This is a genomic window from Domibacillus antri, from assembly GCF_001936625.1.
GTDB lineage: Bacteria > Bacillota > Bacilli > Bacillales > Domibacillaceae > Domibacillus > Domibacillus antri.
This window is the reverse complement of sequence record NZ_MSDU01000047.1, coordinates 1-18,185: the sequence shown is the minus strand read 5'-3', so window position 1 is coordinate 18,185 and position 18,185 is coordinate 1. Positions and strand designations below refer to the sequence as shown.

Below are 18,185 nucleotides of genomic sequence, written 5' to 3'. Positions count from 1 at the left end.
ACTCTGTCCATTTTATTGACATAGTACCCCTACTTATCTCAATCTGAATGAACCACCTGTATTTTCACGCAGGCGCTTTAAGGCAACAGATGTATTCAAAGAACAGATCATTGAACTCGAACAGGCTGGGAATACCGTGAAGAAAATCTTCCACACGATTCAAACGCAAGGATATCAAGGGACACTCTCTGCCGTCAGTACCCTTGTGATAAAAATCCGGAAAGAGCGTAAATACAGTTTACAAAGAAATTCGCAAAAGCGAATAAACAGAAGACAGCTTGGTTCCTGGATTTGGAAATCAAATGAAGAACTAAGTGTGGATGAACAAAGTCATCTGATCCAGTGTTTTGAAATGTACCCGCCTGTTAAGTTTCTTTATGACAATATCCAGGTCTATCGTAAAGCAATAGAAGCAAGGGATTGGGACATGTTTTTGAGCTGGCTCCGTGAGCAGTTATCCAGCAGGGAAAATGCTTTTTACCATTATGCTTTCAGGCTGCGGAGTGATCTTCAGGCTGTGAAAAATGCCTTCCTCACCCCATATAGCAATGGATTGCTCGAAGGGCAAATTAATCGGTTAAAGACTATTAAGCGCATGACTTATGGAAGAGCTGGTTTAGAAATATTAGAGAAAAGAGTTCTCTACAGATTGTGAAATTATTTAAAAATAATTTGCGTGCCTATTGACCTTACCTTACAAATCAATTCACCAGAATTGCGTAAGAACCATGTTCATCTTGACATTTATATGGTGGGACCATCTTATCGAATTTTAGAAACAAAAGAGTGGATTGAAAATAGTCAATCTTAGTGGCTCAATTTTTAATTAATAAATGGCTCACTTTTCAGTTGCGAAATACACACGATAGATTAAATGAAACATTTCTCTACTCTCTTTCTTGAAAAAGACTAAAAATGACTCTCTCATCACTGTATGATAATAAAAAACTTGTTGAAGCAGTGATGGAGGGCTGAAAGGTGGATAAATGGGAAGTGTACATGGAAATTAATCAATTATTGAAACAGGGATTCAGTAAGACAAAAGTGGCTAAAAAGCTGGGGATCTCACGATCTACGATCTATCGATATTTGAAGAGAAACCCGAAAGAGATGGCGGAATGGATGGATTCCATTCAAATGAGGGAAAAAAAAGCTGGATGTACATAAAGACCGGATTCTTTCCTGGCTGCGCAAGCATCCTGATATGAATGCATCCCAGGTTTATGACTGGCTGCTTGAGCGAGACTCTTCTTTCGAGGTGTCAGAAAGCACAGTACGAAATTATGTACGCGTCTTGCGGGAAGAGTACCAGATTCCAAAAGAAACGGCTCCGCGTTCTTATGAGGCTGTTCCAGATCCGCCAATGGGCGAACAGGGACAGGTTGATTTCGGTACAACCCAAAATAAAAAAGTCTCCGGAGGAGAAATCAAGCTCTACTTTATCGCATTTGTTCTTTCGCACTCTCGCTATAAGTACAAGAGATGGCTAGACCGCCCATTTACAACGAAAGATGTGATTGAAGCGCATGAGCTGGCTTTTCAGTGGTATGGCGGAATGCCCAAAGAGCTGGTATATGATCAGGACAACCTGATTGTGGTGAGCGAGAATGGAGGAGATTTAATCTTAACAGAAGAATTCCAGACATATCGTGACAAGCGCGGATTTAACATGCGGGTATGCAAGAAGGCAGACCCTGAAAGTAAGGGAAAGATTGAAAATGTCGTTGGTTTTGTTAAATCTAATTTTGCGAAACATCGTGTTTTCCATACAATTGATTCATTTAATGACCAAGGCGTTAGCTGGCTGAACCGGACAGGAAATGCAAAAGTCCATAATACAACAAAAAAAAGACCGGCAGAAGTGTTTCTCGTCGAAAAGCAACACTTAAAGCCAGTCCCGAACATGATACAGGTTCATCAAACCTATGACAACAGTATAGCAAGGTCCGTGCGTAAGGACAATACCGTACGGTACTTAGCCAACCGCTAGTCCCTGCCGCTTGGAACCTTTCATAGGCATAAGGAAGTCCGTCTTTTGGAAACAGATGACCAAGAGCTGGTGATTTCAAGCATGGATGGAGAAATATTGACCATGCATGTGATCTCTCTTGAAAAAGGCAAACTTATTTTGGACAGGCAGCACCAAAGAGACCGTTCGAAAGGCATCAATGCGTACATTCAAAGTATTGCATCCTGTTTCGAAAATGATAAGCTGGCAGCTGTATTCCTGGAGAAAATTCGTGAAAAGTATCCGCGCTATGTGCGCGACCAACTACAAATGGTGGCGAGACAGATTGACGTTTATCCAGCTGCGCTTGTGCAGGCAGCGCTTGAAGAGTGCATGAAACGGAAACTTTACAGTGCAACAGATTTTAGCGATGTCATTTCATACCTTGAGCGACAGCGAGTGTCTCATGAAACATCGGCTCATTCCTCTGTCTCTAAGGTGCCGCCATCCCCTCTTTCTTCTTCATGGGTTATGGAGACCCAAGCAGGAAAACGTGATATGGACACTTATTATGCTATATTGGAAGGGGATGGAAATCTGTGACGCAGCTGACAGAGTTAAGAGACATGATGAGAAGCCTGCGGCTTTCTGAAACAGCCCGCCAGCTGCCTGAACTGCTTCAGGCAGCTGAGCAGCAAGACGCTTCCTATGCGCATTTTTTAGCAAGTGTAATGAGCTATGAGCAAAAGAGGCGGGATGAAAAGCAAGTGGAAAAAAGGATGAAGTGGGCGGCATTTCCGGATCATAAGACACTGAAGGAATTCAATCTGGCGGAGCAGCAGTCTCTAAGCAAAAAGCAATTAAACCAGCTGGCAGATCTTCTGTGGGTAGAGCAGCTTTACAACCTGGTCCTCCTGGGGCCGCCAGGCGTCGGCAAAACCCATCTGGCCATCGGTCTGGGTATTGTCGCTGTTGAGAGCGGGTACAAAGTGATCTTCACATCAATGGGTGATCTTGTACAGGTGCTAAAAACGGAGGAAATCACAAGAAAGTCGAAAGCACGGCTTAAGCGCATCCGCGAGGCGGATATCGTCATTATCGATGACCTGATGTTTATGGCAATGGACCAGGAGGAAGCAAATTTATTTTTTCACCTGATTAACGACTTGCATGAAAAGGCATCCATTATTTTGACGTCCAATAAGGCCCCAAAGGAATGGGGCGAATTATTGGGAGATCCGGCTATTACAACGGCCATTTTGGACAGAATTGTCCATCGTGTGGAAATTCTTCACTTGAATGGCGACAGCTATAGAATGAAACACCGCAAAACGATTTTCGGCTCGGAGAATGTTTCAAATTAAATATCGTAGATTGTGTCTTTGGTATTGACGGTCACAGCTTCCCATATACTATTTGCCAATAAATTCACTTCCCAAGAGTTTTCAGCTCTCAACTGACTTTTTTATACTAAGCTGCCTGGTTAGTTTATTAAGAAACGATCCTATTATCCTGACAGAAATTTTGATCAATCTTTATTCCGAATTATCAAACTTTTTTTCAAAATGGTGCGAATTTTTTATAAAAATTGCAATGTGGGGAGTCTCATTTACAAACAGCCAGACTTTTTGCTTCTTTATGCTTATGTCCGCAGTTGGCTAAAGGTAAATGTTCTCGATGCCCAGGAGACTGCTTTAAACATACTTGACACCTGCAGATCCTCGATCCAAATCACATTGTGGCTTTTAATAATTTCAGATGAGTCCTTGTGAAGTAAAATCAGCTTGGATGTTCCGGATTTTCTTATAGATGCATGCGACTTTCTACTTCTGCTTCTAGTAGTTTTTCGCTTCCTGGAGCGGGAGGGAATGTGCTGTTCTTTAGCAACCTTCTTTTCCAGCGTACGTAACCAGGGGGACTTTAGATACATGGTTCCCTCAGACAATACAATAAATTTTTTCAACCCATGGTCCAGTCCAACAATAGAGCCGGTTTTTGGCTCTTAGGAGCACTTTCCGTTTCCGCTAGCAATAGTTTCTGCTTTGTTCTACATGAGTGGCACTTAAAATTCGCCCATCTACTTCCCGTCTTTTATTGAAGCGGACGAGTCTAAGCTTCGGCAGTTTTATTTGCTGATCTAGCACAGAAATATCGCCAGTTGTCTATTTGATCGTCTACGATTGGATAAGATCGCGCTGTACCTTAAAACGCGGCTCCATTTTTGACTTTATTCAATGAAGCACTTGTGAAGCCTAACAGCCAATACGGTTGCCTTTGCCTTTTTTAGTTCAGACAATTTTTTATCCCTTAGAATAAAGAGTGTGAATTAAAAGAGAATAAATCTTAGACAGCACTTTCTCTCCCTGCTCTCCGCTTTAAAAAAAGAGGTGCTCTATTTGATAAGAGGCCACTTTAGCTGCCAGCAAAGTTTTCGATTAGATTATTAGAGTATACTCCTGGATTTGAGGAAAAAAATGTTTTATAATCGTCTTTGAATAAAATAATTACGTGAATTTTACACACAATGCAAAATTCAATATTCTTTCGTTTAAATAAAAATTAATAAGGTATCTCCTTTTCAGAAAATGCATACATTTGTTCCTCTTTTGCTATCAATTCTGCTATGTCTTTTCGCCAGTTTGTCCCCTTATCTTTCATAGTTAAAACAGCATCATTCTTTTTTTCGAGCCAGTTGAAAATTAAAGGATGGCTTTCAAATGCTTCTTCTCGCTTTTTGTACGTAAACATATTCATAAGCGTCCCATAAAAATAGCCTTTAAAATCTTTCTTGATTTTTCGATGCTTATGGGCAAAAACAGTCTGTTTGAATGCATCTATCGCGACATTCGTGTAATCGGTAATTGGATTGGCAAGGCTGAACTTCTTATATGCAAGCAAGACTTTCCCCCAAAGTGAATAAACATTTTCTGCCTCATTGAAAAAAGGCTTCACTGCTTTTATAAATATTTGAGGAACATTTTTTGGTGTATACGTGATTCCCAGACGGTTCTCTTTACGTAAGATTTTTAAGAGATTTTTATTAAAAGATAAATACTTGGTAGAAACTTTTTTTAGATGTTTCTCCCTACTCTCACAAGGGATTTCATCGTTTTCAGCTTGGAAATCAGCTTGGAAATCATTCAATTGAAGCAGCTCTATCCATTGTTTAAAATATGGATGTTGAACGAACAAATGTATTGGTGCTCCTAAACCATTTTGAGTGGTTGAACGGCGGTATACAGTTTTGACAAGTCCATGATCACGAAGCTTTTTAAAGATGTTACGGATCGTTTTATCAGTAACATTAAATCGCTCAGCGAAATACTCATCACCGGCAAAGCAATATCCCTTTTCAGCCGCAAACCAGCAGATCATCTCAATAGACTTTCGAGTCCCCTCTTTTAAACGGTAAAATTTTTCACCGTATGCTGCAATGACAGAATGTAAAAGAGATAGCTTTGTTTCTTGCTGCTGTGCATGATTCACCGTGAATGGTTTATACTGCTGCATTGTTTGAAATTCGTCGTTGGACAAAATTTTATGTTCACACATACAGAGGAGCTCCTTTCTAACAACAAAAAAGGCGTATTTACCGGTAAATACGGTAAACACGCCTTTCTGAGTTCTCAAAAAGGGCAGACTTTCCCATTGATTTAAAACGTTATTTATCATAAAATACAATCATAAATAAGTTATCAAAGGTAAGAGCAGGTGTTTACCGTGGTTGTGCACGGTGGACGGTTAAGGGGTGCTACCAACACCTACTTAACACGCTTTTGCCTTTTTTATTTTGTTTTTAGTTTTTTGATAAAAATGAATTTTATTTAGATAGATAATGCAAGTTAAGGTCTCTTCTATTTTAAGATTAATATTGTATTTGCTGTCGATACTTCAGATCTCGATGATAAGTGACAGCTTTTTTCTATTGATCTCACATTACAATAAATTTTTAGACTTGTAAAACGCATAAAATAAGGGTTTTGCGCCTTTTTTCTCGCAAAAGTAGAAATTTCCACTTATGCGAGAAATAATCACTTTCCTACACAAGTAGAAAAGTAGAAATTTCCACTTATGCGAGAAATAATGACTTTCCTACACAAGTAGAAAAGTAGAAATTTCCACTTATGCGAGAAATAATCACTTTCCAATTTCTACTTGTGCGAGAATATTTGTGTATATATCATTGTCCAAATGCTTTTAAATCCTCCTTCTATACAATATAAGAAATCAAAAAAGTAGAAATTTCCACCTATGCGAGAAAGAATGACTTTCCTTCACAAGTAGAAAAGTAGAAATTTCCACCTATGCGAGAAAGAATGACTTTCCTTCACAAGTAGAAAAGTAGAAATTTCTACTTGTGCGAGAATATTCTGTCGAAATGAATGAAATATTACAATTATGTTACAAATGTGTATGGTTATAATAAATAGCGATACAGCCTTTAATTTAACGAAATCCTTTCCAATTATTCTTTTCATCATAGTTCTACTTATGTTAAGATATACAAAGGTGGAAATTTGTTAGGTGGAAATTTGTTCAGAATTTGAATGTATGTGAAAGGGAGATTAAAATGGCTGCTAAAACAATTGTGGTAGGAAACTTTAAAGGTGGAGTGGGAAAAACAAAAGTTGCGGTTATGGCATCATGGGAACTTGCTTATGAGTTTAATAAAAAAGTGTTATTGATTGATATGGATCCTCAAGCTAATGCCACTACTCTTGTTGCACGTTCATCTGGAATTAGTAATATAGGAGCTACAATTTTTGAAGGGTTTAACGCAGGCGATTTATCGAATACGATTATAAACGTTAATGAAAATCTGGACTTAATCCCTGCAGCAGTTTCATTTAAAAACTTGCCGAAATTTTTATACAGTAAATTTTCAGAGGATATTCAACAGATCACTTATTTAAAGCAGTTGCTTGAACCTATAAAGAATAAATACGATTATATTTTCATCGATGTTCCTCCAACTATCAGTGATTATTCGGACAATGCCATGATGGCTGCGGATTATGTTTTAATCATTCTTCAAGCCCAAGAGCTCTCTTTGGAAGGTGCAGAAACATATGTGTCCTACCTTCAATTTATGGCGGATGAATATGATGCAGATATTCAGGTAGTCGGTGTTCTTCCAGTATTGCTTCGCGCTGGCGGACGAGTAGATATGTCTACTGTTGAGAGAGCACAGGATATATTCGGGACAGACAACGTCTATGAAAATTATGTTAAGCACCTGGAACGCTTAAAGGCGTGGGATGTAACCGGGATTGCTAATCAAGATCAGCACGATAAAAAAGCTCACCAAGTATTTATCAACGTCGTACAGGAAATGCTGGAGAAAATAGACCATTTTGAAGGTGAAGGTGACCTGGATGAGTAACAACGAAAATATAAAAGGTGCTTTAATACAGACCAAAAAGAAAAATAAGATGCCTAAGCCTGAGCCTATTCAATTTAATCAGTTAAAAGATCCTTTTAAATTTTCACCTGCAGCCTCTTCAGCAGATAAAACAGAAATAAATGAAAAAGTTGAGAATAAATTCGAATCTCAGGCGACCAAAAAGCAGCCCGAGAAAATAAAAATGGATCCTCCAAATCCCGAGGAGAAAAAAACAAGAAAATCAGTAGTCGGAAAGAAAAATGCGGTTAAATCGATAAAGGTTCCGGCAAAATTACATACACAAATAAGTGTATTGGGGAAGTTTATGGATGAATCAAAAACATATGCTATTCTCGATCAATTGATTACTCATTATGTTTCGACTGAATTATCAGATCGCCAGAAAAAACAGTTTGAGTATATGAGTGAATTTTTAAACGAAAATTAACAACCGTGCTGCTAACTAAAGTGAATGTTAGCAGCTTTTTTCTTTCATACCCCTATTGGAATATTCTATGATTGCTGTTTTTTGCTATTCACTACCTGTCCCCTCCCCATTTTATTTTCCATCATGCTCGAAAATCCTATGACATTGAATTAGATTACGACCGAACTTGAAAGCCAATCAAGTAATTGTTAAATCATTTTCCTTCATAAGTAGAAATTTCTACTTATGAAGAAAAGTTTTTATTTCTTGCACAGGTGGAATTATGTATTTATCCAATTTGATAAAATTTTTTTGATTATTAGTAGAAAAACCTTGTTAAATCAACGTTTTAAAAATGCTTTAAAGTTAACAAAAGTGGAAATTTCTACTTTTGTATATTTTAATGGATGGATTTCTTATTTCATACTGACATTAATATGATGACTGTTTTTGACTGTGACCTTTATGACAGCTTTAGTCCCTTTTTTATCATCAATATGAATATTAATTAAAACATCCAGTTTATTTTAAATCGAGTATTCACGTTGCAACTAAGGTTAGCACTATTCTTAACTGCTATATTGTTACTGATATAATAACGAATCTTGGTCACAACTCTAATGTAATTTTACTTCAGTATAAATTTTAAGTAGGAATCTTTACTGCCGTTAGTACTAACGTTAGTTTTAACATCAATACTAATAGTAAGCTAATGTCTCAGCATAAGGATGCTTTTGAAAGCCAGATCTTCTTCCTTTTAAGATTAACATTGTAATTAGTACTAATTTTAGTATTAATATCAATAATCATATGAACACTGTGATTTGAATTGATCATAAGCGCAAGTTTAATTATTTATCAGATACTAGTATTAAAATTTTTTCTAACACGAATATTATAGTGAGACATTAATATCCTATTTAAAAACCTATTTTGAAAAGTGTACAAGAACATAATGTGATTTTGAATATTGTGCAGAAGGGGAGAATAAGGGGGCAAAAAAGTGAAAGTGATTGCTGTTAACAATAATAAGGGCGGTTCTTTAAAAACAACTACAGCGACTAATTTAGCGGGCGTGCTGGCGTCAGAAGGGAACAAAGTACTCATTATAGATTCAGATAATCAAAGCAATGTCAGTCTAACTTTTGGAAAGAATCCGGATGAATTTACGGAAAGTCTGTATGATGTATTAATTGAAGAGCTGACTCCATCTTCTGCGGTTGTGAATGTTCATGAAAACTTGGACATTTTACCGAGCAACGATGATCTGATTGGATTTGATTTTGAAGTGATCGGCAATAACAAAAAATATAAAACACCGTTTACCATTATGAAAGACACGTGCAGCGAATTGAAGAAGGATTACGATTATATTTTAATCGATACCCCACCTTCACTGTCACTGATGGTGGGCAATGTCTTTGCTTTTGCGGATTCTGTATTGATTCCGTTTTCCCCTGAAAGCTACTCCATGAGGTCTTTGGTGAAAGTTCTTGGAACCATTGATGATTTTAAAGCGCAATTCAATCCTTCCCTTCATGTGCTGGGTGTTGTCGGCACAATGGTCAATTTTCAAACGATCTTACATCAGCAGGTCATGCAGGAAACAAGAAGATATTGTGCAGAAAGCGAAATCCATTTGTTTGATGCCTATATTCCTAGGAGTATCCGCTTTGCGAGCAGTGTTGCTTATGAAAATGTGCCGGCAACATTGGGAAAGAAATCGAACGATGTTGCGAATAGTTACTACGAGCTATGGAAGGAGATCCAAAAAAATGAGCAAACAAAGTAAAGGGTTAGCGGGGTTCGGTGCAGTTGCTAATGAGCATAACACTAATAGACGAAATGAAACTAACATCAGTACTAACCAGGATACTAATGAGAACATTGATCATAATATTCATGAAGAGAACCAATCAGCTGCAAGTCTAAATGACATTTTGGATTCAGTGACGAATAAACCCAAACAAGTAAAAAAGAGACAGATCAGCACGTATATAGATGAGGATGTTGCACGGAAATTGGATAAGTTCGGGAAGGAACACGGGAAGGGAGCAAAATCGGAGCTGATTAATAATTTTTTGAAGAATGTTTTAAAGTAGATAAGAACATACAAAAAAGCTGTCTGCAGTGGAAAGACATTGCTGAAGAGACCGAATAAAGTGAGCTGACGGTCGAATTACTTTAAATCATAGTCGGAAAAATCTTTATTTGACTGTTAAAAACTTTTTTAGCTGTTTGCCTTCTCCAGCAAACCATACGATAAGTGCGAAGCCTAACAATAACTGTTGTGCCTCTATCTATAATGTTTAATAATTGGATTGGTATTTTGGGGATATTTAGTAATGTTTGCGCCGTCATGAAATCAATACGCCTGTATAAGGTGTTTGTTTTCATGATGGTTTTTTATTTTTAAAGGAGGGATCAAGTTATTAACAGTAATTTGTTAAAAAACAGGCCAACTTCTTTTAATTTTATTTGCAGATAAACAAAGAAAAATATATTATGTTATTAACACGATGTTGAATAAAAGGTTATGGAATGAAAGGGATGATGAAATGAATATTCAGGCTGACCGGAGGGAATTGATTGAAACAGCGAAAGGGAAAAGGAAAGCAAAGCTATTTATTAAAGGTGGAATAGTATTAAATGTTTATTCGGGGGAAATGATCAAGCAAAACGTAGCAGTGCTTGATGATACAATTGCTTATGTTGGAGAACGAGAAAATATGATCGGAAATGAAACGACCGTCATAGAAGCGAGTGGTAAATATATCTCTCCAGGCTTTATAGAGGTTCATGCACATCCATGGGTGTTTTATAACCCTATCAGTATGACCGAAAAAGTGCTGCCGCTTGGCACGACTACATCAGTGAATGACAACTTGTTTTTTTACTTGCACATGGGGGCGGACGGCTTTAAAAAAATGGTTCAAGATTTGCGCCAAATGCCTGGTAATTTTTTCTGGCTTGCCCGCCTTGTTTCGCAAGCGGATTTTGAGGGGGAGAGGGAATGGTTTGATCCGGAGAAAGTTCAGCAGCTTCTCCACCTTGAAGAGGTCTTGGGCACGGCAGAAGTGACAAGATGGCCGCTTTTATATAAAGGGGACCCCTTTTTACTTGATACGATGGATACAGTGCAAAAGATAGGAAAAGTAGTAGATGGGCACACAGCAGGCTGCTCCTACGAAAAACTAAACTCAATTGTGGCAGCGGGGGTCAGTGCGTGTCATGAAGCCATCACCGCCCAAGAGGCTCTTGACCGTCTGCGTTTGGGTATGTGGACGACACTGCGCAATAGTTCTTTGCGGCCGGATCTGCCTGAAATTATTAAAATTTTGACGGAAGGGAAAGTCAACACGAGCCGGTTGCTCATGACAACAGATGGACCCCATCCATCCTTTATTGAAAAAGAAGGGTTTGTAGACGGATTGCTTCGACAGGCAGTCGCTTTAGGTGTTCCTGTAATGACAGCGCTTCAAATGGTCACAATTAATGCTGCCGCTTATTTGCGGCTTGATGATGTGATCGGCGGAATTGCACCTGGTCGCCGGGCGGATTTGTTAATATTGCCGGATCTTGTTGATTTTCGTCCGGAACTCGTTATATCAGGCGGCGAAATTGTAGCGGAAGAGGGAACACTGAAAGCAGATATGCCATCCATTAATTGGAATGATTATGTGGTCAGAGAACCTTTTGCTTTTTCACAGAGTGTGCTTAGTGATTTAACGCTCTATCAGTACCCGCATACGGATGAAGAAGAAGCGGTTCCCATTTCGTACTTTCGCAGCAATGTCATTACGCAGCGGAAAGAAATTCAGCTTTTGAGTGTAAATGGATATGCGGATATTTCAAGTCATGAAGGGCTGATGCAGGCGGCGCTCATTGACCGGGAAGGAAAGTGGGTTTCAAAAGCGATATTGGAACGGTTCGCCGTTACGCTTGATGGGATGGCCTCGACATATAACACGACAACTGAACTGCTTGTTGTTGGCCGGAATTCGTCTTCAATGGCAAAGGCCGCTTCAAGGGTGCATGAGATCGGCGGAGGCATTGTCGTGGTCGATGGAGATGACATTGTACTTGAAATTCCATTGCCGTTGACAGGAATGATGACTGATGATCCGTCATTTGATAAAGCTTCATCCTACCACGAGCAGCTTTTAGAAGCGGTACGAAAACGAGGCTTTCCATTCCATGATATTTTATACACGCTGCTGTTTTTAACATGTGACTTCCTGCCGGGACTGCGGCTCGTTCCGTTTGGGCTATATGATGTGAAAAAAGATGAAATTGTGCTTGAAGCAGAGCCGGGCCCATTGATGCAAGTAAATAAAGCGTAAATGAAAAAAGGCTGTCTTAAAAAACTTGAGACAGCCTTCGTTAATGAAGTTTTGCTAAATCCTTCAGTTTCTGAGCAATATTATTTAATTCCTCAATCGATGCAGATAATTGTTGTGAAGCAGCAGCTTGTTCCATTGAAAAGGAACTGGACTGCTGGATCGATTCAAGAATAGCGTTTACAGTAGATTGGACATTTAAAATTTGTTGCTTGATGGTTTTGGATGATTCACTTGACTTTTCGGCCATTCGGCGAATTTCTTTTGCTACAACACTAAAACCTTTGCCGTATTCACCAGCATGAGCAGACTGGATGGAAGCATTTAGACCGATCATGTTTGTTTCTTTGGCAATTTTTGATGCGAAATCGGTAATAGCGGCGATTGATCCCATTTCTTCTTTCATGACATCTGAACATTCAAACATTCCTTGATTCAGAACGGCGAGCTCTTGCGAAGAAGCGGAAAAGGATTGAGCACTGGCACTTAACTCCTGTACCATAGCGGCAATATTTTCTGATAATAAGAAGATTTCGTCGTTTTTTTCTTGTGAATAGCCAATTGAAATGCAGCCAATGACTGCTCCCTTTTCAAAAATGGGTGTACAGACAGCAATATGAGCAATTCCGTAAAGTTCCTTATTCCCCTGGCGGGTGATCTGCTTTCTTTGCTGAATCGCCAAACCGGAAATGGAGCCTTCTTTTACCGGGTACCCAACATTAATAGCCATTTTCAACGTCTTGCTGGGAACGGAAACGATGAATTTCTTTGTGTCTGTCACTGTGTAATGGCAGTCATCCAGCACGAGCTGATGAAAGTATGGACCAATAGTAACAAAGTGATCCAAAAGTGACATAGCTTTTTCCTCCTCTTAGAAGACGCGTAACTTTTATTATTCAAATTTATTAGGATTACCGTCAAATGGTTCATCGGAGACGCGGATTGAATCTGTCGGGCAGCCTTCAAATGCATCGGTCAAGTTATCTTCCCATTCCTCTGGAACGTCTGTGATGCCTTTGTTTTCATCTAAAATAGCTTCAGCAATTCCTTCATCATCATAATCGAAAAGATCTGGGGCGGCGGCCCCACAAGCAATGCAAGTTTCTTTGTCTACAATTGTATACTTTGTCATTTTAAACCCTCCTCCAGCTTTTTGATTATGTTTTTATTACGATATGATTATTAACATTATGATAATAAAATCATTTGAAAACTGTCAATCTTAATATTTATTTTCGGTATATGTACTTTTTTATTAACTATTCAAAGGGATTTATCTGAAAAGTAAGATTCTTCTTGACAAGAAAAAAGAGGGTGTTTTAGTATTATGTTATATTAACGAAAATTAAAAAAACATATAAATTAAAAGGGGTGGTGCTATTGGATGGCTACAATGAAGAGGTTCATTGCCCATTTTGTGAATCGGATGATGTCACGCTCATGTCTCTTTTCGGATCAGCCCAGCTTGTCCGTCAGTTTTATTGCAATAAGTGCAAAAGTGCTTTTGAGTTTATTAAATGGACAGAACACAGCCAAGGTGAAGAGGAGGTATCGAAAGTGGCTAACCATCGGAATGAAGCGGGTGTTGTTGGATCAGGCACAATGGGGGCAGGCATTGCACAGGTTTTAGCTGTTTGTGGATATAATGTCATTCTTTTTGATGTAAAAGAAGAAATTGTTTCATCAAGTATTACCGGTATTCACCGTCGTCTTGACCGTTTGTCGGAGAAAAATAAACTGACAGTCGAACAAGCAGAATTAGCAAAAAAACGGCTTCGGCCGGTAACAGCCTTAAGTGAAATGAAAAACTGCCAGTTTGTGATCGAAGCAGCACCTGAAAAAATAGAAATTAAAAAAGAGATTTTTATGGAACTCGACAAGCATTGCATCGAAGAAGCGATACTGGCGACCAATACTTCGTCATTTTCTGTTACAGAAATAGGAAGTATTACGAAGCGGCCAGAAAAAGTAGCAGGTCTGCACTTTTTCAACCCGGTACCGCTTATGCCCCTGGTTGAAGTCATCAAAGGTGAACGAACAAGCGGTAATACCATGCGGAAGTTAACAGAATTGGGTCGCGAAATTGGGAAAATCCCCGTTTCGTGCAGCGACACTCCGGGCTTCATTGTCAATCGAATCGCCCGACCTTTCTATAATGAAGCGTTAAAGATTCGGAATGAAAGAACTGCTTCAGCAGAACAAATTGACCGGATTATGAAAAAAGCGGGCGGCTTTAAAATGGGTCCATTTGAGCTTCAGGACTTAATCGGCATCGACATTAACTTTTCAACAACTGTTTCAGTGCATGAAGGGTTCTATGGCGACAGCCGGTTCCGTCCAAACTATAGCCAGCAGCGAAAAGTGCAGGCCGGACAGCTTGGCCGAAAGTCGGGCAGGGGGTTTTATTCTTATGAAAGCTGATATAGGAACAGGATTAAATAGGGTAATGTTGACCGGTTCGGCTTTGCTTGTTGAATCAATGAAAGCAGATCTGCAACAAAAAGGATGCCATATAGTAACGGAAGAAAGCTTAGCGGGAACCTCGGAAAAGGTTGATGTGGTCATTGAAACGATTACTCAAAATACTGAAGAAAAAAAGCGGGTTCTCCAAGACATTGAAAGCAAGGTAGAGGCAGAGACCTTAATTCTTTCTTCGTGTATTAGCATATCCATAACTGAAACCGCTTCCTTTTTGTCGCATCCAGAGAGAGTTATTGGAATTGGATTGTTCGGCCCGTGGTCTGAGCTTTCTTTTATCGAAGCGGCGGCTGCACTACAGACGGAATCTGTTTATAAAGAACAAGCCGCAGCTTTCTTTGAAATGATTGGAAAAGAAGTTGAATGGGTGGAGGATGAAGCGGGTTTTGTTTTTCCGAGAATCTTATCCCTTATTATTAACGAAGCAGCTTATGCGCTTGGAGAAGGAGCAGCGAGTGCAGAGGATATTGACATGGCAATGAAAAAAGGGACAAATTATCCATTCGGACCGCTTGAATGGGCGGACAAAATCGGAATAGATGAAGTATACGCTGTGTTAAGAGGGCTATACCAAAATCTTGGCGAAGAGCGGTATCGACCGGCACCGCTGTTGAGAAAAATGGTTCATGCTGGATGGATCGGCCATAAATCCAGAAGAGGCTTTTATGAAAGGGGATGAGGAAACGAGTGAGAGAAGCAGTTATTGTAGATGGAATCCGGACGCCGATTGGCAAATTTAATGGCGCACTCCGGGATGTGCGGCCGGACGATTTGGCAGCACATGTAGTAGCGGAACTATTAAAACGAAATAAAATCGACCAAGCGTTGATTGATGATGTCATACTCGGCTGCACCAATCAGGCAGGCGAAGATAACCGAAATGTCGCACGAATGGCAGCGCTGCTGGCAGGACTGCCTGAGACAGTTCCCGGTATTACAGTTAACAGGCTCTGTGCTTCAGGGCTTGCGGCTGTTTCGATGGCATCTTCCAACATAAAAGCAGATATTGGCGATGTGTTTGTTGCGGGCGGTACAGAAAGCATGAGTCGTGCTCCTTATGTGATGGCTAAACCACAGCATGGTTCCAGCCGTGGGAATTTGACCATGCATGATACAACGATCGGATGGCGACTCATCAATCCCAAAATGGCTGATCGTTATGAGCCGATCAGTCTTGGGGAAACAGCAGAAAACGTAGCGGAAAAGTACAATGTAACTCGTATCGAACAAGATACATTTGCGGTGAATAGCCAGCATAAAGCGCAAAAAGCGATAACGGAAGGACTCTTTCAGGATGAAATCGTACCAGTATCCATTCCGCAGCGCAAAGGTGATTCGGTCATATTTGAACAAGATGAGCATCCGCGGTTTGATGCCACAATCAGCCAGCTGGAAAAGCTGAATCCTGCGTTTAAGGAAAACGGATCTGTGACAGCAGGGAATTCATCTGGCATCAATGATGGAGCAAGCGCGCTGCTCATCATGGAAAAAGAGATGGCTCAATCATTGGGACTCCATCCGATCGCCCGTGTGGTTTCTTCTGCGGTTGCTGGAGTAAATCCGCTCTACATGGGGATCGGTCCTGTGCCTGCTGTTCAGAAAGCCTTAAAAAGGGCGGGACTAACAAGTGATGATATAGATCTAATTGAATTAAATGAAGCTTTTGCTTCTCAGTCTATTGCCTGTATAAACGAACTTGGTCTTGATCCGGAGAAAGTGAACGTAAATGGAGGAGCGATTGCACTCGGCCACCCGCTTGGATGCAGCGGTGCCAGAATTGTGACCACGCTTATTCATGAAATGAAGCGCAGAGACTGCCGCTATGGACTGGCGACGATGTGTATTGGTGTCGGTCAGGGAGAAGCGCTTATTATCGAAAAATTATAAGGGGGAACTACAATGACAGTGACAGCAGCAATTAAAAACGAGTATAAATTATTCATTAACGGCGAATATGTGGAAAGCAGCACTGGTGAGTATTTTGAAACGCACAACCCAGCGACCGGCGAAGTCATTGCCAGAGTAGCGAAAGCGACAAAAGAAGATTTGGATAAAACGGTGGAAGCGGCCCGTGCTGCATTTGAAACAGGTAAATGGCCGCGTTACACAGCAGCGAGAAGAGCCGGGCTTTTAAATAAAATTGCTGGGATTATGAGAAGCCGTTTTAATGAGCTTGTCGAAGCGGAAGTGCTAAACAGCGGAAAAACAGTTGATGCTGCAAAAGGACAGATCGGACAGGCAATTGAAGACTTTGAATTTTATGCGGCTGCCGCTTTGACGCTTAAAGGGGATGTAAACCCTGTGCCGAACGGGTTTTTTAACTATACATTAAAAGAGCCGGTCGGTGTGTGCGGACAAATTATTCCGTGGAATTATCCATTGATGATGGCAGCTTGGAAAGTCGCCCCAGCGCTTGCAGCAGGGTGTACGGTTATTTTGAAGCCGGCAAGCTACACACCTATAACCGCATTTATGCTTGCGGACATTTGCCACGAAGCGGGTGTTCCGGCTGGGGTTGTCAATGTGTTGACAGGGAGCGGATCCGAAATCGGGCCCCTTATGACCGAGCATCCTGGTATTGACAAAATTGCGTTCACCGGCGAAACAGATACCGGCAAAGATATCATGGCCCGTGCGTCCGGCACATTAAAGCGGATAACACTTGAACTGGGCGGAAAATCACCAAGCATCGTTTTCGATGACTGTGATATTGACGGAGCAGTGAATGGCTCACTGTACGGTATTTTTTACAATACAGGCCAATCATGCGAAGCGCGTTCCCGCCTGTTTATTCATGAAAATATTTATGATGAATTTGTTGAAAAATTTGTTGCAAAAGCACACAACCTGAAAGTGGGCGATCCGTTTGCGGAAGGAACGCATGTCGGAGCTGTTATTTCCGCTGGTCATGAAAAAGTGATCGACGGTTATGTCCAGATTGCCAAAGAAGAAGGAGCGGAAGTGCTGTATGGCGGATCGCGTCCTGTGGGAGCGGAGTATGAAAACGGCCATTGGTATATGCCGACCATCCTTGGAAATGTGACAAACGATATGCGCATTGCGCAGGAAGAAGTGTTTGGTCCGGTTGTCGTATTGATTAAATTTTCGGATGAAAAAGACGTCATCCGCCAGGCGAATGATTCGATCTTTGGCCTCGGTTCAGCTGTCTGGACGAAAGATCATGGCAAAGCGCATCGGGTTGCTGCGGCGATCCGTGCGGGAATCGTAATGGTCAATTCCCCTATTTCTGCCTTCCCGGGCACACCGTTTGGCGGCTATAAGCAGTCAGGATTCGGGCGTGAGTTGGCTGTAGAAACGTTAAATCTGTACACTGAAACGAAAAGTGTCGTTTCCTATGTTGGAGAAAAGCCATTGAACCTCTTCGGTTTGTAAAAGCATTATCTTTTTAAAAATATCGTCAATAAAACGCTTGCATTTTAGTGACTGGCATTGTATATTATGAATAAAGAACGACATTAAATAAAACATAATGAAAATGAAATTAGGAGGAATGACCATGACACAAGCAACAGAAACGAAAAAAGAGAATCTTTCGATTGTAAAGCGGGGCCCGCTCGCTGAAATCCACCTTCCTGTCCACAAAGCCAC

Annotated in this window: 17 protein-coding genes and 1 pseudogene; 14 read left to right on the top strand and 4 right to left on the bottom strand. The window is 40.4% G+C overall.

The window, feature by feature from the left end:
• Positions 1-136 precede the first annotated feature (136 nt).
• The 5 genes from BTO30_RS14835 to istB all read left to right on the top strand — a co-directional run bounded on the left by BTO30_RS14835 (position 137) and on the right by istB (position 3,312).
• Positions 137-655: a transposase gene (locus tag BTO30_RS14835; protein ID WP_075399486.1), complete on the top strand. Its 519-nt coding sequence runs from the start codon at positions 137-139 to the stop codon at positions 653-655.
• A gap of 323 nt (positions 656-978) precedes the next feature.
• On the top strand, positions 979-1,167 hold the full coding sequence (locus BTO30_RS17750; protein ID WP_245796503.1) for a helix-turn-helix domain-containing protein: 189 nt from the start codon (positions 979-981) through the stop codon (positions 1,165-1,167).
• A 37-nt stretch (positions 1,168-1,204) separates the two neighbouring features.
• Entirely contained in the window at positions 1,205-1,990 is a 786-nt protein-coding gene (locus BTO30_RS17745; RefSeq protein WP_245796501.1) for a DDE-type integrase/transposase/recombinase, read from the top strand.
• 45 nt (positions 1,991-2,035) lie between these two features.
• Positions 2,036-2,551: a hypothetical protein gene (locus BTO30_RS17740; protein ID WP_245796499.1), complete on the top strand. Its 516-nt coding sequence runs from the start codon at positions 2,036-2,038 to the stop codon at positions 2,549-2,551.
• Positions 2,548-3,312, top strand: a complete 765-nt coding sequence (gene istB, locus BTO30_RS14825) for an IS21-like element helper ATPase IstB (RefSeq protein ID WP_075399485.1) — start codon at positions 2,548-2,550, stop codon at positions 3,310-3,312. The genes BTO30_RS17740 and istB overlap by 4 nt, the downstream gene beginning before the upstream one ends.
• A 278-nt stretch (positions 3,313-3,590) precedes the next feature.
• Here the strand turns inward: istB and BTO30_RS18060 are convergent.
• Both BTO30_RS18060 and BTO30_RS14815 read right to left on the bottom strand, forming a co-directional pair.
• Positions 3,591-3,935, bottom strand: a pseudogene (locus tag BTO30_RS18060) (transposase); the annotation flags it as partial.
• A 572-nt stretch (positions 3,936-4,507) separates the two neighbouring features.
• The gene (locus BTO30_RS14815; RefSeq protein ID WP_075399483.1) at positions 4,508-5,500 is read right to left on the bottom strand and encodes a helix-turn-helix domain-containing protein; all 993 of its coding nucleotides are present in this window, start codon (positions 5,498-5,500) and stop codon (positions 4,508-4,510) included.
• 1,012 nt (positions 5,501-6,512) lie between these two features.
• Between BTO30_RS14815 and BTO30_RS14810 the strand changes: the two genes are divergently transcribed.
• The 5 genes from BTO30_RS14810 (at position 6,513) to BTO30_RS14790 (ending at position 12,101) form a co-directional block, all read left to right on the top strand.
• Positions 6,513-7,331 (top strand): AAA family ATPase, encoded by an 819-nt coding sequence (locus BTO30_RS14810; RefSeq protein WP_245796505.1) that lies wholly within the window; start codon positions 6,513-6,515, stop codon positions 7,329-7,331.
• A complete protein-coding gene (locus tag BTO30_RS14805; RefSeq protein ID WP_075399481.1) occupies positions 7,324-7,779 on the top strand; it encodes a hypothetical protein in 456 nt (151 codons plus the stop codon). Before BTO30_RS14810 ends, BTO30_RS14805 begins: the two co-directional genes overlap by 8 nt.
• A gap of 982 nt (positions 7,780-8,761) precedes the next feature.
• The gene (locus tag BTO30_RS14800; protein WP_075399480.1) at positions 8,762-9,550 is read left to right on the top strand and encodes a ParA family protein; all 789 of its coding nucleotides are present in this window, start codon (positions 8,762-8,764) and stop codon (positions 9,548-9,550) included.
• Complete coding sequence (locus BTO30_RS14795; protein WP_075399479.1) at positions 9,534-9,860, top strand: hypothetical protein; 327 nt, start codon at positions 9,534-9,536, stop codon at positions 9,858-9,860. Before BTO30_RS14800 ends, BTO30_RS14795 begins: the two co-directional genes overlap by 17 nt.
• Before the next feature lie 456 nt (positions 9,861-10,316).
• Positions 10,317-12,101, top strand: coding sequence for an adenine deaminase C-terminal domain-containing protein (locus tag BTO30_RS14790; RefSeq protein WP_075399478.1), 1,785 nt, complete (start codon positions 10,317-10,319; stop codon positions 12,099-12,101).
• Between the two features lie 40 nt (positions 12,102-12,141).
• Here BTO30_RS14790 and BTO30_RS14785 read toward each other — a convergent pair whose 3' ends face one another.
• Both BTO30_RS14785 and BTO30_RS14780 read right to left on the bottom strand, forming a co-directional pair.
• Positions 12,142-12,954: a methyl-accepting chemotaxis protein gene (locus BTO30_RS14785; RefSeq protein WP_075399477.1), complete on the bottom strand. Its 813-nt coding sequence runs from the start codon at positions 12,952-12,954 to the stop codon at positions 12,142-12,144.
• A gap of 36 nt (positions 12,955-12,990) precedes the next feature.
• Entirely contained in the window at positions 12,991-13,230 is a 240-nt protein-coding gene (locus BTO30_RS14780; protein WP_075399476.1) for a ferredoxin, read from the bottom strand.
• 248 nt (positions 13,231-13,478) lie between these two features.
• Between BTO30_RS14780 and BTO30_RS14775 the strand changes: the two genes are divergently transcribed.
• The 4 genes from BTO30_RS14775 to BTO30_RS14760 are packed head-to-tail and all read left to right on the top strand — an operon-like array spanning position 13,479 to position 17,969.
• Positions 13,479-14,519, top strand: coding sequence for a 3-hydroxyacyl-CoA dehydrogenase NAD-binding domain-containing protein (locus tag BTO30_RS14775; RefSeq protein WP_281248626.1), 1,041 nt, complete (start codon positions 13,479-13,481; stop codon positions 14,517-14,519).
• Complete coding sequence (locus BTO30_RS14770; protein WP_075399475.1) at positions 14,509-15,255, top strand: 3-hydroxyacyl-CoA dehydrogenase family protein; 747 nt, start codon at positions 14,509-14,511, stop codon at positions 15,253-15,255. Before BTO30_RS14775 ends, BTO30_RS14770 begins: the two co-directional genes overlap by 11 nt.
• Positions 15,256-15,263: 8 nt before the next feature.
• Positions 15,264-16,463, top strand: coding sequence for a thiolase family protein (locus BTO30_RS14765; RefSeq protein ID WP_075399474.1), 1,200 nt, complete (start codon positions 15,264-15,266; stop codon positions 16,461-16,463).
• Positions 16,464-16,475: 12 nt separating this feature from the next.
• The gene (locus tag BTO30_RS14760; RefSeq protein ID WP_075399473.1) at positions 16,476-17,969 is read left to right on the top strand and encodes an aldehyde dehydrogenase family protein; all 1,494 of its coding nucleotides are present in this window, start codon (positions 16,476-16,478) and stop codon (positions 17,967-17,969) included.
• Positions 17,970-18,185: the final 216 nt, after the last annotated feature.

What these genes read in the sequence shown, in the direction of transcription:
- BTO30_RS14780 (WP_075399476.1), bottom strand. Translation starts at nt 13,230, where the DNA reads ATGACAAAGTATACAATTGTAGACAAAGAAACTTGCATTGCTTGTGGG.
- BTO30_RS17745 (WP_245796501.1), top strand. Translation starts at nt 1,205, where the DNA reads ATGAATGCATCCCAGGTTTATGACTGGCTGCTTGAGCGAGACTCTTCT.
- BTO30_RS14805 (WP_075399481.1), top strand. Translation starts at nt 7,324, where the DNA reads ATGAGTAACAACGAAAATATAAAAGGTGCTTTAATACAGACCAAAAAG.
- BTO30_RS14815 (WP_075399483.1), bottom strand. Translation starts at nt 5,500, where the DNA reads ATGTGTGAACATAAAATTTTGTCCAACGACGAATTTCAAACAATGCAG.
- BTO30_RS14790 (WP_075399478.1), top strand. Translation starts at nt 10,317, where the DNA reads ATGAATATTCAGGCTGACCGGAGGGAATTGATTGAAACAGCGAAAGGG.
- BTO30_RS14770 (WP_075399475.1), top strand. Translation starts at nt 14,509, where the DNA reads ATGAAAGCTGATATAGGAACAGGATTAAATAGGGTAATGTTGACCGGT.
- BTO30_RS14760 (WP_075399473.1), top strand. Translation starts at nt 16,476, where the DNA reads ATGACAGTGACAGCAGCAATTAAAAACGAGTATAAATTATTCATTAAC.
- BTO30_RS14785 (WP_075399477.1), bottom strand. Translation starts at nt 12,954, where the DNA reads ATGTCACTTTTGGATCACTTTGTTACTATTGGTCCATACTTTCATCAG.
- BTO30_RS14795 (WP_075399479.1), top strand. Translation starts at nt 9,534, where the DNA reads ATGAGCAAACAAAGTAAAGGGTTAGCGGGGTTCGGTGCAGTTGCTAAT.